The sequence below is a fragment of the Rhizobium leguminosarum genome, from assembly GCF_010668065.1.
Lineage (GTDB): Bacteria > Pseudomonadota > Alphaproteobacteria > Rhizobiales > Rhizobiaceae > Rhizobium > Rhizobium leguminosarum_S.
In genome coordinates this window covers 166,380-181,623 of the sequence record NZ_WUEN01000012.1, presented here as the reverse complement: position 1 = coordinate 181,623, position 15,244 = coordinate 166,380, and the positions used below count along the sequence as shown (strand labels likewise).

Sequence of the window (15,244 nt, the reverse complement as noted above, 5' to 3'; positions counted from 1 at the left end):
AGACATCGTCTCCACCTCCCGCCATTTCCACCGATCGGCTTGCGGCCGCGCCTGCGCCAGAGGCCATTGCCAAGCAGAAACCGCCTCGAGGAGCTCTCGTGAGTGAGATTGCCGCCAATATTTCAGTCGATAGCCGGAACTCCATTGATCGCCAGGATGAAGCGCTGCCATCGGCAATGACCGTGGCGCTGGTCCAGCTGGCGCTCGCCTGCGGCGGCTTCGGCATCGGCACCGGGGAATTCGCAATCATGGGATTGCTGCCCAATGTCGCCGAGACCTTCTCGGTCACGACGCCGCAAGCCGGCTACGTCATCAGCGCCTACGCGCTCGGCGTCGTCATAGGCGCACCGGTCATTGCCGTGCTCGCTGCGAAGATGGCGCGCCGCACGCTGCTTTTGGCCCTGATGCTGATCTTTGCCGCCGGCAATATATCGAGCGCCATGGCGCCGACCTTCGAAAGTTTCACGCTGCTGCGCTTCGTCAGCGGCCTGCCGCATGGGGCCTATTTCGGCGTCGCGGCCCTTGTCGCCGCCTCGATGGTGCCGGCGCATCGCCGCGCCCGCGCCGTTGGCCGCGTCATGCTCGGCCTGACCGTTGCGACACTTCTCGGCACGCCGTTGACGACCTTCTTCGGCCAGTCGCTCGACTGGCAGGTGGCGTTTTTCTCGGTCGGCGTGCTCGGCCTGCTGACCGTGGTGCTGATCTGGTTCTACGTTCCGAAGGACAGGGTTTCCGCGGAAGCGGGCTTCCTGCGCGAACTCGGCGCCTTCCGCCGGCCGCAGGTGTGGCTGACGCTCGGCATCGCCGCCGTCGGTTACGGCGGCATGTTCGCGATGTTCAGCTATATCGCCTCGACGACGACTGAGGTGGCGATGCTGCCGGAAACAGCCGTTCCGATCATGCTGGTCCTCTTCGGCGTCGGCATGAATGCGGGCAATTTCATCGGCTCTTGGCTCGCCGACAAATCGCTGCTCGGCACGATCGGCGGGTCGCTGATCTATAATATCGTCGTCCTGACCACCTTCTCGCTGACCGCCGCCAATCCCTATTTGCTCGGTCTCTCCGTCTTCCTCGTCGGCTGCGGCTTTGCCGCCGGCCCGGCGCTGCAGACGCGGCTGATGGATGTCGCCGCCGACGCGCAGACGCTTGCGGCCGCGTCCAACCATTCCGCCTTCAACATCGCCAATGCGATCGGTGCCTGGCTCGGCGGCCTCGTCATCGCCGGGGGTTACGGTTTTGCGGCGACCGGTTATGTCGGCGCGGCGCTGTCCTTCCTCGGCCTGTTCGTCTTTGCAGCCTCGCTACGCCTCGAGCGCCGCGACCGGAGCGCGCAGGCCGTCTGAGGCCAGGCGCAGCTCGCGGCCTTCCGGGCTGCAGAAAACATAATCGTCGCCCCAGGCGGCCAATGCCTGGATGACGGGCTTCAGCGTCATGCCGAGCGGCGTCATTGCATATTCGACCCTCGGCGGCACAACCGGATAGACGGTGCGTGATACCAGGCCAGACTCTTCCAGTTCACGCAGCTGCTTGGTCAGCATGCGCTGGGTCACGGCCGGCAGCTTACGCCGCAATTCGTTGAAGCGCAGGGTTCCTTGCATCAGATGAAACAGGATCACGCCCTTCCACTTCCCGTCCAGGTAAGTCAGCGTCGCTTCGACCGGGCAGCCGGGGAAATTCTTGACGAGCTTGGCGCGCGGCAATGACATTTACAGTATCCTTTTGGGTACTACGTACAGAATTTGTGCATTCTTGCGTTGTCAGAACATAATGCGCATCTAGCTTCCGTGCAACGAACACAGGAGTTTCCCATGCGCGCCGTCGCCTATAAAACGCCCCAACCGATCTCCGCCGAAACCTCGCTGATCGATGTCGAGCTGCCGATGCCGGAGGCTGGGGGCCACGATCTGCTCGTCGAAATCAAAGCAGTTTCGGTCAATCCCGTCGACGTGAAGGTGCGCGTCCATTCCGCACCGCCCGCGAACGAGCTCAAGGTGCTCGGCTGGGATGCCGCCGGCATCGTCAAGGCCGTCGGGGCCGATGTCACCCTGTTCAAGCCCGGCGACGAGGTGTTCTACTCCGGGGTCATCAGCCGCCCGGGCAGCAATGCCGAATTCCATCTCGTCGACGAGCGCATCGTCGGCGCCAAACCGAAGAGCCTCGATTTCGCAGCCGCGGCCGCCCTGCCGCTGACCTCGATTACGGCCTACGAAGCGCTGTTCGACCGGCTGAAGGTGCAGGACGCGGTTTCGGGAGCGGGACGCTCCATCCTGATCATCGGCGGAGCCGGCGGCGTCGGCTCGATCGCCATTCAGATCGCCCGGGCATTGACCGACCTGACGGTGATCGCCACGGCCTCGCGGCCGGAAACGCAGGACTGGGTGAAGGAACTCGGCGCACATCATGTCGTCGACCATTCCAGGCCGATCGCGCCGCAGGTTGCAGCGCTCGGCATCGGCGCGCCGGGATTCATATTCTCGACCACCAATACCGACAGCCATATCGGCGACATCGTCGAAGCGATCGCGCCGCAGGGCCGCTTCGCTTTGATCGACGATCCGAAGACGCTCGACATCGTGCCCTTCAAGCGCAAGGCCGTCTCCGTTCATTGGGAGCTGATGTTCACCCGCCCGCTCTACGGCACGCCTGACATGATCGAGCAGCACAAGCTGCTGAACAAGATTTCCGAACTCGTCGACGTCGGAAAGATCCGCACCACGCTTTCAGAGATCGTCGGGCCGATCAATGCGGCGAACCTCAAGACGGCGCATGCCATGGTCGAAAGCGGCAGGATGAAGGGCAAGGCGGTGCTTGCAGGGTTCTGAGATCGCAGCCGGCGGGGCCGGTGTTTTCGGACCCGCAAGGTCTACAAGCCACCCGCCTGGCCATACCCGCCAGGAATGCCGCATCGCGGGGGTGCGGCATTCTGGCGTTAAGCATTTATCCCGCTTGACTTTTTCCGCGTCCGGGACCACCTAGCATTCACGTGGATGACACTCGTCAGCCACGGATTTCAACGGAGCCATCATAACGATGCCAAGCGACAGTAGCAGTCGATTGCCTTTGCCGTACGCGGCCCTCGTGCGCTGACCGACTCCTGTCGGCTCGCCCGATCGGACGCTACGGCGGATCGACGGAAAGGCGAGCCTCAAATGAATATCAATCGCTTCCCTCTTCGGGCAGGCCATGCCGCCCGTGCCTTCATCAACAACAGCCGCGGCGCAACGATTGCCGAACGCGTCGAATCATTGAACGCGCTGAGCATCCAGGACGCCGGGCGGGTGCTGACCGGCATGCCGCTGGACTATGCGGTCAACATTCTCGACCGGCCGGAGCTTCGCAACGCCGCACAGATCCTTGCGCTAATCAGCGCCGAGGACGCCGCACGGCTGCTGCACGGCATGTCGAACGACCGCGTCGCCGACGTGCTGCTGGAACTCGACGGCGAGACTCGCGCCCGGCTGTTCTCCAGCCTCGACGAACCGGTGCGCATCGCGATCCAGCACCTGATGGGCTATCCGCCGCGCACGGCCGGCGGCATCATGACGACGGAGTTCGTCAGCGTGCCTGATAGCTGGACCGTCGCCCGCACGCTCGACCATGTGCGCCAGGTCGAACGCTCGCGCGAGACCGTCTACGCCATCTATGTGCTGGACGAGGTCAGCCATGCGCTGCTGCATGTGGTGACGTTGCGTCGTCTCATTACCGGCGAGCCGGAGGCTTCGATCCTCTCGGTGGCACAGAAGGGCGCGCCGGTTTCGGCCGATCCGCTGATGAAGCAGGAGGATGTCGCGCGGCTGATCCGCAAGCACGACCTGCTCGCCCTGCCCGTCATCGACGAACATGGGCAGATACTCGGCATCGTCACCGTCGACGACGTAATCGACACGATGATCTCAGACACGACGGAAGCGGCCCAGAGGTTCGGCGGCATGGAGGCGCTCGGCCAGCCCTACATGAAGATCAGCTTCGCCGGCATGATCCGCAAGCGCGCCGGCTGGCTCGCTGCGCTCTTCCTCGGCGAGATGCTGACGGCCAGCGCCATGCAGCATTTCGAAGGCGAGCTGGAAAAGGCCGTGGTGCTGACGCTGTTCATCCCGCTGATCATGAGCTCGGGCGGCAATTCTGGTTCGCAGGCGACGTCACTGATCATCCGGGCGCTGGCGCTCGGCGAGCTGAAGCTGTCGGACTGGTGGAAGGTGCTTTTGCGCGAACTGCCGACCGGCATCGTGCTCGGCGCGATCCTCGGCCTGGTCGGCTTCATCCGCATCGTCTTCTGGCAGTCGGCCGGGCTCTACGATTACGGCCCGCACTGGCAGATGGTCGCCGTCACGGTGTTTGCCGCCCTGATCGGGATCGTCACCTTCGGCTCGATCTGCGGCTCGATGCTGCCTTTCGTGCTGCAGAAGCTCCGGCTCGATCCGGCCAGCGCCTCGGCTCCCTTCGTAGCCACGCTGGTCGACGTCACCGGGCTCGTCATCTACTTCTCGGTGGCGCTGCTCATCCTCAGCGGGACGCTTCTCTAACCCGCAAGCAGGCCCGAGGGGAATTATTTTCCCTCGGGCAGCTTCAAAGGCCCATGCGTCTTGATGCTGCGGATGGCGAAGTTCGAGCGGATGTCGCTGACATTCGGCAGGGTCAACAGCGTTTCGGTCAGAAGCCGTTCATAGGCGGCGAGATCCTCCACCACCACTTCGGCGAGAAAATCGGCAGTACCCGAAATCAGGAAGCAGGAGACGATCTCGGGGATGGCGAGTAGCGCCTTCTGCTGCGCCTCGGAATTCTCGCGGCTGTGATGGACGACCTTGAATTCGACGAAGACGGTGAGGCCGAGACCAACCTCCTTGCGATCGATATCCGCCCTGTAGCCGCGGATGATGCCGGACCGTTCGAGATTGCGGATGCGGCGCAGGCAGGGCGACGGCGAAAGGTTCACCTTCTCGGCGATCTCGACATTGGTGGCGCGCGCATCCTCCTGCAGGCACTTCAGGATGGCGATATCGAATTTATCGAGATTTGGCATTTTCGCGATACCTGTCGGCGTCTATTGGCAGAAGATTGCGTATAGCAAGATTTTAGAGCCATAGATAGCAAGGACATGCCTTGGCCTCTGGCGCTAATCTTTTCTTCAACCGGACAAGCTCCGGACGGAAGAAAGGATCAAGACGATGACCACCATTGCATTTACAAACGACAAGTCGCCGTCGCAGGTACTGGGTTATGCCGGCGGCACCATTACCGTGCTGATCTGGGCGACATGGTTTCTCGTCACCCGCCACAGCGCCGCAACGCCGCTCGGCTCGATCGATATCGGGCTGATCCGCTTCGGAATTCCGGCGCTGGTGCTTTCGCCCGTCTGGCTGAAGACGGGGCTGCTGCCGAAGGCCCTGCCGCTTCACCTGCTGGCGATCATGGTGTCCGGTTCCGGCGCCGTCTTCTTCCTGCTGACGACGCTGGCAATCCATTCGACGCCGGCCGCCTCTTCGGGGATTCTGCTCGGCGGCTCGATGCCGCTCGCCGCGGCGCTGATCGGCATTGCGCTGTTTCGCGAAAGACCTGACGGCACCCGCATCGCTGGGCTCGTTGCGATCGTAGCCGGCGTGCTGATCCTGCTCACGCGCAGCCTTGCGGACGCCTCGCTGCCATGGACGAGCTTCGTGCTGCTGCCGGCCGGCGCCATTCTCTGGGCAAGCTATACGCATGCCTTCCGCCGCTCCGGTCTGACAGCCGTGCAGGCAAGCGCCCTGATCGCCGTCTGGTCCTTCCTGATCATGGGCGCGCTTGCCCTCATCTTCGGCATCTCGCTGCCACAGGCTACGCTCCCGGAGATCGGCCTGCAGGTGTTGAGCCAGGGCGTTCTTTCCGGCCTCGTCGCCATGGTCGCCTACGGCACCGCCGTCAGAACACTCGGCGGAACACAGGCTGCCGCCTTCACGGCGCTGACGCCGGTGCTGGCGACGCTTGGCGGCGGCTTGCTGCTTGGCGAAGCGATCGGCATGACGGAAATCAGCGCCGCCGTGATCACCGGCATCGGCGTGGCGCTTTCGACAGGCATCGCCACGCCACGCCGCTGAAATCCAACACCAACAGCAGATCGAAAGCCGCCTGCAGCCATCGCTGCGGCGGCTTTTTCAATGGAGAGGGCGTCGTTATCGAGCTTGGAACGGACACGTCAGGCCTGGATGACGACGACCCTGGCGCCGACTTCGACGCGGCTATAGAGGTCGATCACGTCGTGGTTCATCATGCGGACACAGCCGCTCGACATGGCGAGACCAATCGATTGCGGCTGGTTGGTGCCATGAATGCGAAAATGCGTGTCGTTGCCGCCGCGAAAGAGATACATGGCCCGCGCACCGAGCGGGTTGTTCGGGCCGCCCGGCATGCCGCCGGCGAGCTTGCGATAGCGCTCTTCGCGGCGCTGCATGTTTTCGGTGGGTGTCCAGCTCGGCCACTCGGCCTTGCGGCCGATATAGGCGTTACCGGCAAAGGCCAGCCCCTCGCGGCCGACACCGACGCCATAACGCACCGCCCTGCCGCCGCCGAGGACGTAATAGGCGCGCCGCGCGGGTGTGTCGACGATCACCGTGCCGGCAGCATGCGTGGTTTCGTAGGCAACTTCCTGGCGGCGGAGCTCCGGCTTGATCTTGTCGATCGGCACCTGCTTCAACGGGAATTTTTCATCCGGAAGTGCGGCATAATTGGTCTGGCTGTTCAGACCGGTCGAAGAGCAGCCGGCCACGAAAAGCGGCAGAGCGATCAGAAAGCCCCGGCGGGAGATCGTCATGAATGTGTCCTTAGTGCGTCAACTTGATGTCGCAAGCTAAGGAAATTATGGTTAACGAACGGCTAACAGCCTCCGGCAGAAGGCGATCACGAAGGCGTCAGCACGCAAGAATTGTCGCGGTGGGGATAATCCGCCTCACATATTCGGATAGACCGGCCCCTCGCCGCCCTGCGGCGGCACCCAGTTGATGTTCTGGTTGGGGTCCTTGATGTCGCAGGTCTTGCAGTGCACGCAGTTCTGGGCGTTGATGACGAAGACGTCCTTGCCGTCTTTCTCCACCCATTCATAGACGCCGGCCGGACAGTAACGCGTCGACGGGCCGGCATAGATGTCATGCTCGGACGACTTCTGCAGGTTCATGTCCTTGACCTGCAGATGCACTGGCTGGTCTTCCTCGTGATTGGTATTCGACAGGAACACCGAGGACAGGCGATCGAAGGTCAAGACGCCATCGGGCTTCGGATAGGCGATCGGCTTGTGCTGCGAGGCCGGCTCCAGCGATTGGGCATCGGTCTTGCCGTGCTTCAGCGTGCCGAAGAAGGAAAAACCGAGGAGCTGGTTCGTCCACATGTCGAAGCCGCCGAGCGCCACGCCGAGCGCGGTGCCGAACTTCGACCACAGCGGCTTGACGTTGCGCACCCGCTTGAGGTCGCGGCCGATGTCGCCCTTGCGCCATTCGTTCTCGATCTCGATCACGTCGTCATGGCTGCGGCCGGATACAATCGCGGCGGCGATCTTCTCCGCGGCCAGCATGCCCGACAGCACCGCATTGTGGCTGCCCTTGATGCGCGGCACGTTGACGAGACCGGCCGAACAGCCGATCAGCGCCCCGCCGGGGAAGGAAAGCTTCGGCACCGACTGGTAGCCGCCCTCGGTGATGGCACGCGCGCCATAGGACAGCCGCTTGCCGCCTTCGAAGGTGGTGCGGATCGCCGGATGGGTCTTGAAGCGCTGGAATTCCTCGAAGGGATAGAGATAGGGGTTCTTGTAGTTGAGGTGGACGACGAAGCCGACGGCCACCAGATTGTCTTCCAGGTGATAGAGGAAGGAGCCGCCGCCGGTCTTCATGCCGAGCGGCCAGCCGAAGGAGTGCTGCACCAGGCCCGGCCGATGGTTCTCCGGCTTGACCTGCCAGAGTTCCTTGATGCCGATGCCGAATTTTTGCGGTTCGCGGTCCTTCGAAAGATCGAACTTGGCAATCAGCTGCTTGGCGAGCGAGCCGCGCACACCCTCGCCGATCAGCACATATTTGCCGAGCAGTTCCATGCCGCGGGTATAGTTCGGGCCGGGCTCGCCGTTCTTCTCGATGCCCATATCGCCCGTCGCAACACCGATCACGGCACCCTCGTCATTGTAGAGCACTTCGGTTGCGGCAAAACCCGGATAGATCTCGACGCCGAGTTCTTCGGCCTTGGTCGCCAGCCAGCGACAGACGAGCCCAAGCGAGACGATATAGTTGCCGTGATTGTTCATCAGCGGCGGCATCAGCACATTCGGCAGGCGAACGGAGCCGGCCGGACCGAGCAGCAGGAAGTGATCGGCGGTCACTTCGGTCTTGAACGGATGATCGACCTCGTCACGCCAGCCGGGCAACAGCCTGTCGATACCGATCGGGTCGACCACGGCGCCAGAGAGGATATGCGCGCCGACTTCCGCGCCCTTCTCCAGCACGACGACGGAGAGTTCCGGATTGACCTGCTTCAGCCGGATCGCCGCCGCAAGACCGGCAGGACCGGCGCCGACGATCACAACGTCGAATTCCATGCTTTCGCGTTCGGGCAGCTCAGTCGTCTCGGTCATTCACTCGTCTCCGCTTGGCGGCACGCGGCCGTCATCCCGTCATGGCACTTTCTTGTCAAAACGAGAAAGCATTGTCGAGCCGGGATACGACAGCCAATCTTCCAATTCGCACAATGATGACGCCTCGTGAGACAGAATTACATAACGTTTACGTCAACGTCAATTATCAAACGGTTCCGGACCGGTCAGATGCCCTTTCCTTTTCCGCCGCTTGCGCCTTATACATCGCTCAAAGCTATCGGAGGATAATCATGGATCTCGGCATCAAGGGCAAACGGGCACTCGTCCTCGCCTCCTCGCGCGGTCTCGGTCTCGGCATCGCCGTGGCGCTGGCGCGTGAGGGCGCAAACGTGCTGCTCTGCGGGCGCAGCGGCGAACAGCTGGAGGCCAATTGCCAGGCGATCAATGGCGAAGGCAAAGGCCGGGCCGACTGGATCTGGGCCGATCTCGGGGACGAACGCTTCGTCGAGATGGTGACGACGGCGGTGAAGGAGAAGTTCGGCGGGCTCGATATCCTCGTCAACAATACCGGCGGACCGACGCCCGGCACGACAGAGGACATGACGGGCGAAAAGCTCGAAAGCTACTTCCTCTCCATGGTCGCTCGCGTGATCACGCTCACCAATGCGCTGCTGCCCGGCATGAAGGCGCAGGGCTGGGGCCGCATCCTGACGGTTGCCTCGTCCGGCGTGATTGAACCAATCGCCAATCTGGCGCTGTCGAATACGCTGCGCCCTGCCCTTGCCGGCTGGAGCAAGACGCTTGCCTCCGAAGTGGCGGGCTTCGGCGTCACCACCAACCTGCTCTTGCCCGGTAGCATCCTGACGGCGCGGCTCGACGATCTCGACGGGGCTGCGGCAAAGCGGACCGGCAAGAGCCTCGAGGAGATCCGCACCGACAAGGAAGCGCGCATTCCGGTCGGCCGCTACGGCAGGGTGGAAGAATTCGCCGCAACGGCGGCCTTCCTGTGCAGCCAACCGGCAAGCTATATCACCGGCTCGCTCATCCGCTGCGATGGCGGCGCGGCACGATCCGTCTGACATTCCCTCTCAGCCGACGCGGGCTGCCGCCGCCCATGTCGCCGCACTTCGGATCATCTGTTCGACGTTAGCCGGATCGTCCGCAAGTTCGGCGAGCTCGGACAGACGATGGAAGCCGGTCAGGATCGCAACGCGGCGCCGGTCGAGCCTGCGTCCGGTCAGCATTTCATAGGCCGATATGATGCGCGCGGTCAGATCGGGCGAGATGAAGTTCGAGTAGATGAATTCCTGGTGCAGCGGGCCGAAGCCTGAATCGGCGAAATCATAGATGCCGTTCAGCCTCCTTTGCGCATGGTCGAAGGCCATGTTCCAGCCATGACCGTCGAAGAAGCCGTAGATGTTGCCGTAGGGGTCGGGCGGCAAGGCTTCGAAATCCGAAATAATGGCCTGCGCAAAACTCCTGATGTCAGGCGGCAGCAGCGGCAAAGCCTTGGTTCGTACCGTCTCGGGCGATTGCCATGGCTGGATAGCCCCGGCACCGGCGGACCGTATGCGATCGGCATCGAGCACATGCAGCTCGGCGTAAAAACGCGCGAGATCTTCCGCGAGGTGCTGACGATCGCCTTCGCCAAGCGCATCGTAATCTTCGGCAATGAGATGTTCGCCGTAGAGCTTGGCATGGCTGGAGAAGATCGGCGGCCCGTCGTGAATGCGCATGTCGGGAACCGCCATCGACAGCGACGGCCGAACGACATCGAGCAAGGCGGCTTCCTTCACAAGCGCTCTTTCCGCACTCGAATCGCGGGGAAACTTGAAGATCAACGTGTCATCGACGTCGACGGCAAGCGAATCCCAGCCCTTCGCCGCCAGCTTGAAGACGGAGGCCGTGAGTTCAGGAAATATGCTTGTTATGAGAGAGCGAAACTCGCTGGCGTCCAACTCGGTCATGACGACCTGCCTTCTCTGGTTTTTCCGCGTTCTTCCCGCGCGATGGACGGCATACGGGTCGGCATCGTTGCCGGGCGAACCACCCTCGCCGCCGCCGTCGGACGGCATCGGATTACACTGGCTCTATATTAGTATAGTTTGAATATTACGGAATATTCATTACAAAATTTTAAGCCGTTATAACCACTTAGTGATCGCGCACCGGGAATTATGTCTTTTTTGCGCCGCAATATAAGCAGCTCAATCAGAGCATAAAATTTGCAACCTTGCTCAAGACCGGTTCTCGCTCATGAAGAAATTTTGGATCACCGTCAGCGTTATCGCAATTGCCGCCATCGGCGTCTGGCAATTCGGGAATATGATCCCTTATGCCTCCCGAATTCCTTACATCTCGCAGTTCATCAAGCAGCCGGCCGACGGCAATGGCGGCGGGCAGCAGGCACAGGCCGATCAGCAGGCCAATCAGGCGCAAGCCAATCAGGGGCAGGATGGTGGCCAACATCAGGGCGGCGGGCGCAGACGCGGCGGCGGCGGCCCAACCGTCGTCAAGACCGTCGCAGCCGTGAAAACGACGCTGCCGATGGATGTGACGGCGACCGGCTGGGCCGATGCCGATGACAACACGACCATTGCCGCACAGGAACAGGGCCTGATCGTCAGCATCGATGCGCAGGATGGGGCGACTGTGAAAGCCGGCGACCTGATCGCCAAGCTGGACGACCGGACGGCCAAGGCCACCGTCGACAAGGACAATGCGATGATCGTGCGCGACGCGGCAACCCTTTCGGAAGCCGAGACCGCATTGACGCGCGCGCAGGATCTCTTCAACCAGAAGGCCGGTACTCAGCAGAGCCTCGACCAGGCGGTCGCCGCCCGCGATACCGCCGCAGCCACTGTTGACGTCGACAAGGCTTCGCTGGCCTCCGATCAGATCTTGCTCGAGCACACCGACATCCGCGCTCCCTTCGACGGCCGGCTCGGCGATATTGTTGTCAGCAAGGGCGCTTTCCTCAGCGCCGGCGCGGCAATCGTCACTATTGCGAAATACGATCCGATCTATGTGAAATTCCACCTGCAGGAACGCTACCTGCGGGAGCTGAAGAGCGCTCTGGCAGGCGGTCCGGTCGAGGTCAGCACCGCCCCCAATTCCACCAAGGGGCAAGTGCGAAAGGGTGAGATCAGCTTCTACGACAATACGGTCGACACCGCCTCGGGCACAATCCTTGCCAAGGCGAAATTCGAGAATGCCTCCGGCGCGCTCTGGCCCGGCCAGTCGGTCAACATCGTCGTGCATTTCAACAATGACGAACAGCAGGTAGTGGTGCCGACGGTTGCCGTCAGCCCCGGCCCGGAGGGCTTCTTCGCCTTCGTCGCCAAGGATGGCAAATCGCATCTGACGGCCGTTACCGTTGCCCGCGCAAATGGCGGCTTCACCGCCATAGAATCAGGTCTTCAGGCAGGCGATCACGTCGTCGTCGAGGGCCAGGGCCAGCTCAACGACCAGCAGGCGATCAACGAGCAGTTCGACGAAAAGGCGCTTGATGTCGCCTCCGCCGAAGAGCCTCGGCAACAGCAGCCCTCCGAGACAATCGCGGTGGGAGCTCAGCAATGATCCCGAATTTCTGTATCCAGCGCCCGGTCGCGACGACGCTGCTTGCGATCGGCGTCATTCTGGCCGGTCTTGCCGGTTATCAGCTCGTACCCGTCGCAGCGCTACCGCAGGTCGACTTTCCCACCATCAACGTTTCGGCGCAGTTGAGCGGCGCCTCGCCGCAGACGATGGCGACCTCGGTTTCAACGCCGCTGATCAAGCAGTTCGAGACCATTCCCGGGATCACCGAAATCAGCGCCTCCAGTTCGCTCGGCAGCACCAGCATCGTGCTGCAGTTCGACCTCAGTCGTAATATCGATGCGGCCGCAGCCGACGTGCAGGCCGCGATTTCGCATGCCACCCGGCAACTGCCCGACAATCTGACGACGCCGCCGAGTTATCGCAAGACGAACCCGGCCGATGCGCCTGTCATGCTGCTCTCGGTGCAGAGCAACACCATGCCGCGCAGCAAGCTTGACGACATCGCCGAGAACATCATCTCGCCGTCGCTTTCGACGCTTCCCGGCGTTGCCCAGGTCAGCGTCTACGGTGCGCAGACCTATGCCGTGCGCGTCGAGGTCGATCCCAACAAGCTTTTGACCCGCGGCATCGGCATCGACACCGTCAACAAGGCGCTTGCTGCCGCCAACAGCCAGCAGCCCGTGGGAACGCTGCAGAACAACTCGCAGAGCATGACCATCACGGCGAACACGCAGCGCACCAGCGCCGAACAATTCCGTTCGCTCGTCATTGCCAATCCGAACGGCGCGCCGATCCACCTCGGCGATATTGCCGATGTGCAAGACAGTGTCGAGAATCAGTACACCGGCAGCTGGTACGACGGCCAACGCGGCATCATCCTCGCCATCCAGCGCCAGCCGGATGCCAACACGGTCGATGTCGTCGATGCGATCAACGCCAAGCTGCCGCAGCTTCACGCCGAAATCCCGCCCTCCGTCAACACGGTCGTCATGAATGACGCCGCAAAGCCGATTCGCGATGCCATCTCCGACGTGAAGTTCACGCTGCTGCTCACGATCGGCCTCGTCGTTCTCGTCATCTACCTCTTTACCGGCCATGCGACCGCAACGATCATTCCCGGGCTTGCCGTTCCGCTGTCGCTGATCTCGACCTTCGGCATGATGTATGTGCTGGGCTACAGTATCGACAACATCTCGCTGCTCGGGCTAACGCTCGCGGTGGGGCTCGTGGTGGATGATGCCATCGTCATGCTCGAGAACATCCTGCGCCATGTCGAGGAAGGCATGCCGGTGCGAGAAGCGGCGATCAAGGGTGCGGGCGAAGTCAGCTACACCATCATTTCCATGTCGGTTTCGCTCATCGCGGTCTTCATCCCAATCCTGCTGATGGGCGGCGTTGTCGGCCGGGTGTTCAACGAATTCGGCATGGTGGTTGCCATCGCCATCATCTCGTCGGCGATCGTCTCGCTGACCGTGACGCCGATGCTCGCCTCGCGTCTGTCCAACCACCAGAGCCGCCCGCCGCTCATCATCCGCATCTTCGATGCCGGCTTCGAACGGACGCTGCGCGGCTATGACAGGGCTGTCGGCTGGTGCCTTCGCCACCGCCCCACGATCCTCGGCGTTTTCCTCGCCTCGGTGGCACTGACGATCTATTTCTTCATGACGCTGCCGACAAGCTTCTTCCCACAGGAGGATATCGGCCGCCTGACGATCAGCACGCAGGCCCGGCAGGACATTTCCTATTCCGCCATGGCGGCGCTGCAGCAGCAGGCGGCAGCCGTCGTCAAGGCGAACCCAGCGGTCAACCATGTGATGTCGACGATCGGCGGCAACCCCAACAAACCGCAGAACAACGGCTCGATGTTCGTCGAACTCAAGGACAAGAAGGAACGTCCGCCGCTTGACCAGACGCTGCGCGAACTGCGCACGGCGATCAACAAGATCCCCGGATTGCAGGCCTTCGTGACGCCGAACCAGAGCCTGCGCTTCGGCGGTCGCCAGACGGCCAGCCAATATCAGCTGGTGGTGCAGGCACTGAACGCCGACCAGACCAACCTCTGGGCCGGCAAGATCCAGGCGGCGATGCGCAAGGATCGCCTCTTCACGGACGTGACGTCGGACGCGCAGAACAACGCCCTGCAGGCCAATATCGTCATCGATACCGAGCGGGCCTCCGCCTACGGGATCGACAATGACACGCTGCGCACGACGCTGCAGGAATCCTTCAGCGGATATGCAGCGGCGGAAATCCAGTCGACCGGCGACAGCTACGACGTCATCGTCGAATATGACACCAGCAAGCCCTGGGACGACCAGAAGCTCTCGGAAATCCGTGTCGCCTCGGCCAATGGCAGCCTGGTGCCGCTTTCAAACTTCGCGCATGTCGAGCGCACGGTCGGCCCTGTGACAATCAACCAGACGGGCCAGCTCGTCTCGACCACCGTTTCCTTCAACCTGCCGGAAGGCGTCTCGCTCAGCGACGCGACGGCAGCAATCGACCAGATCAAGACGGAAATGAGCATGCCGGCCGACGTCTTCACCTCCTATGGCGGTACAGCGCAGATCTTCGAGCAATCTCAGGGCAATACGCCATACCTCATCCTGGCGGCGGTGCTGACCATCTATGTCGTGCTCGGCGTGCTCTACGAGAGCTTCATCCACCCGCTCACCATTCTCTCCGGTTTGCCTGCGGCGGCATTCGGTGCGCTGCTGGCGCTAAAGATCATGGGTTTCGACCTGTCGATCATCGCCCTTATCGGCCTGCTGATGCTGATCGGCATCGTCAAGAAGAACGCGATCATGATGATCGACGTGGCGGTGGAGACCATGCGCACGACCGGCGAAAAGGCGACGGTGGCGATCCACGAGGCCTGCGTGCGGCGCTTCCGGCCAATCATGATGACGACCTTCTGCGCCCTGCTCGGCGCCCTGCCGATCGCGCTCGGCACCGGCGCAAGTTCGGAGCTGCGCCAGCCGCTCGGCATCGCCGTCGTCGGCGGCCTGATCGTCTCGCAGATGCTGACGCTGTTCATCACCCCGGTCATTTTCGTCGAGATGGACCGCTTCGGAAACCTCCTCGGCCGTCTGATCGGCCACACGAAGGTCGTGGAGCCGGAGCTGGAAGAGGCAAGGGCAATGGCCGCCGAGTGATGACGGC

At 62.3% G+C, this 15,244-nt stretch carries 12 protein-coding genes; 7 read left to right on the top strand and 5 right to left on the bottom strand.

Features of this window, described 5'->3' with window-relative positions; all coding sequences use genetic code 11:
- Positions 1 to 98: 98 nt before the first annotated feature.
- Entirely contained in the window at positions 99 to 1,343 is a 1,245-nt protein-coding gene (locus GR198_RS27380; protein ID WP_029871509.1) for an MFS transporter, read from the top strand.
- Here GR198_RS27380 and GR198_RS27375 read toward each other — a convergent pair.
- Entirely contained in the window at positions 1,302 to 1,706 is a 405-nt protein-coding gene (locus GR198_RS27375) for a winged helix-turn-helix transcriptional regulator (protein WP_003546832.1), read from the bottom strand. The genes GR198_RS27380 and GR198_RS27375 overlap by 42 nt on opposite strands.
- Before the next feature lie 102 nt (positions 1,707 to 1,808).
- Here GR198_RS27375 and GR198_RS27370 point away from each other — a divergent pair, with 102 nt between their 5' ends.
- Both GR198_RS27370 and mgtE read left to right on the top strand, forming a co-directional pair.
- Complete coding sequence (locus GR198_RS27370; RefSeq protein WP_029871511.1) at positions 1,809 to 2,822, top strand: zinc-binding alcohol dehydrogenase family protein; 1,014 nt, start codon at positions 1,809 to 1,811, stop codon at positions 2,820 to 2,822.
- Positions 2,823 to 3,149: 327 nt separating this feature from the next.
- Entirely contained in the window at positions 3,150 to 4,523 is a 1,374-nt protein-coding gene (gene mgtE / locus GR198_RS27365) for a magnesium transporter (RefSeq protein WP_029871512.1), read from the top strand.
- A gap of 23 nt (positions 4,524 to 4,546) precedes the next feature.
- On the opposite strand, the gene GR198_RS27360 is transcribed toward mgtE, so the two are convergent.
- Positions 4,547 to 5,020: an Lrp/AsnC family transcriptional regulator gene (locus GR198_RS27360; RefSeq protein WP_003546825.1), complete on the bottom strand. Its 474-nt coding sequence runs from the start codon at positions 5,018 to 5,020 to the stop codon at positions 4,547 to 4,549.
- Positions 5,021 to 5,165: 145 nt separating this feature from the next.
- Here GR198_RS27360 and GR198_RS27355 point away from each other — a divergent pair, with 145 nt between their 5' ends.
- The gene (locus tag GR198_RS27355; protein ID WP_164054409.1) at positions 5,166 to 6,071 is read left to right on the top strand and encodes a DMT family transporter; all 906 of its coding nucleotides are present in this window, start codon (positions 5,166 to 5,168) and stop codon (positions 6,069 to 6,071) included.
- 98 nt (positions 6,072 to 6,169) lie between these two features.
- Here the strand turns inward: GR198_RS27355 and GR198_RS27350 are convergent, their stop codons facing one another.
- Both GR198_RS27350 and GR198_RS27345 read right to left on the bottom strand, forming a co-directional pair.
- Complete coding sequence (locus GR198_RS27350) at positions 6,170 to 6,784, bottom strand: L,D-transpeptidase (RefSeq protein ID WP_003546820.1); 615 nt, start codon at positions 6,782 to 6,784, stop codon at positions 6,170 to 6,172.
- Between the two features lie 135 nt (positions 6,785 to 6,919).
- Complete coding sequence (locus GR198_RS27345) at positions 6,920 to 8,584, bottom strand: electron transfer flavoprotein-ubiquinone oxidoreductase (RefSeq protein ID WP_164069827.1); 1,665 nt, start codon at positions 8,582 to 8,584, stop codon at positions 6,920 to 6,922.
- Between the two features lie 251 nt (positions 8,585 to 8,835).
- Here GR198_RS27345 and GR198_RS27340 point away from each other — a divergent pair, with 251 nt between their 5' ends.
- A complete protein-coding gene (locus GR198_RS27340; protein ID WP_164023085.1) occupies positions 8,836 to 9,624 on the top strand; it encodes an SDR family oxidoreductase in 789 nt (262 codons plus the stop codon).
- Positions 9,625 to 9,633: 9 nt separating this feature from the next.
- Here the strand turns inward: GR198_RS27340 and GR198_RS27335 are convergent, their stop codons facing one another.
- Complete coding sequence (locus GR198_RS27335) at positions 9,634 to 10,512, bottom strand: aminoglycoside phosphotransferase family protein (RefSeq protein WP_164069826.1); 879 nt, start codon at positions 10,510 to 10,512, stop codon at positions 9,634 to 9,636.
- 289 nt (positions 10,513 to 10,801) lie between these two features.
- On the opposite strand from GR198_RS27335, the gene GR198_RS27330 reads away from it, so the two are divergent.
- Both GR198_RS27330 and GR198_RS27325 read left to right on the top strand, forming a co-directional pair.
- The gene (locus GR198_RS27330; protein ID WP_164069825.1) at positions 10,802 to 12,124 is read left to right on the top strand and encodes an efflux RND transporter periplasmic adaptor subunit; all 1,323 of its coding nucleotides are present in this window, start codon (positions 10,802 to 10,804) and stop codon (positions 12,122 to 12,124) included.
- Positions 12,121 to 15,237 carry an efflux RND transporter permease subunit gene (locus tag GR198_RS27325; protein WP_164069824.1) on the top strand — a complete coding sequence of 1,039 codons (3,117 nt, stop codon included), beginning with the start codon at positions 12,121 to 12,123 and terminating at the stop codon, positions 15,235 to 15,237. The genes GR198_RS27330 and GR198_RS27325 overlap by 4 nt, the downstream gene beginning before the upstream one ends.
- The last annotated feature ends 7 nt before the right edge of the window (positions 15,238 to 15,244 follow it).

Bases quoted from the DNA above. Each gene is read 5' to 3' on its own strand.
- GR198_RS27375 (WP_003546832.1), bottom strand. From the start codon at position 1,706: ATGTCATTGCCGCGCGCCAAGCTCGTCAAGAATTTCCCCGGCTGCCCG.
- GR198_RS27370 (WP_029871511.1), top strand. From the start codon at position 1,809: ATGCGCGCCGTCGCCTATAAAACGCCCCAACCGATCTCCGCCGAAACC.
- mgtE (WP_029871512.1), top strand. From the start codon at position 3,150: ATGAATATCAATCGCTTCCCTCTTCGGGCAGGCCATGCCGCCCGTGCC.
- GR198_RS27360 (WP_003546825.1), bottom strand. From the start codon at position 5,020: ATGCCAAATCTCGATAAATTCGATATCGCCATCCTGAAGTGCCTGCAG.
- GR198_RS27355 (WP_164054409.1), top strand. From the start codon at position 5,166: ATGACCACCATTGCATTTACAAACGACAAGTCGCCGTCGCAGGTACTG.
- GR198_RS27350 (WP_003546820.1), bottom strand. From the start codon at position 6,784: ATGACGATCTCCCGCCGGGGCTTTCTGATCGCTCTGCCGCTTTTCGTG.
- GR198_RS27345 (WP_164069827.1), bottom strand. From the start codon at position 8,584: ATGACCGAGACGACTGAGCTGCCCGAACGCGAAAGCATGGAATTCGAC.
- GR198_RS27340 (WP_164023085.1), top strand. From the start codon at position 8,836: ATGGATCTCGGCATCAAGGGCAAACGGGCACTCGTCCTCGCCTCCTCG.
- GR198_RS27335 (WP_164069826.1), bottom strand. From the start codon at position 10,512: ATGACCGAGTTGGACGCCAGCGAGTTTCGCTCTCTCATAACAAGCATA.
- GR198_RS27330 (WP_164069825.1), top strand. From the start codon at position 10,802: ATGAAGAAATTTTGGATCACCGTCAGCGTTATCGCAATTGCCGCCATC.
- GR198_RS27325 (WP_164069824.1), top strand. From the start codon at position 12,121: ATGATCCCGAATTTCTGTATCCAGCGCCCGGTCGCGACGACGCTGCTT.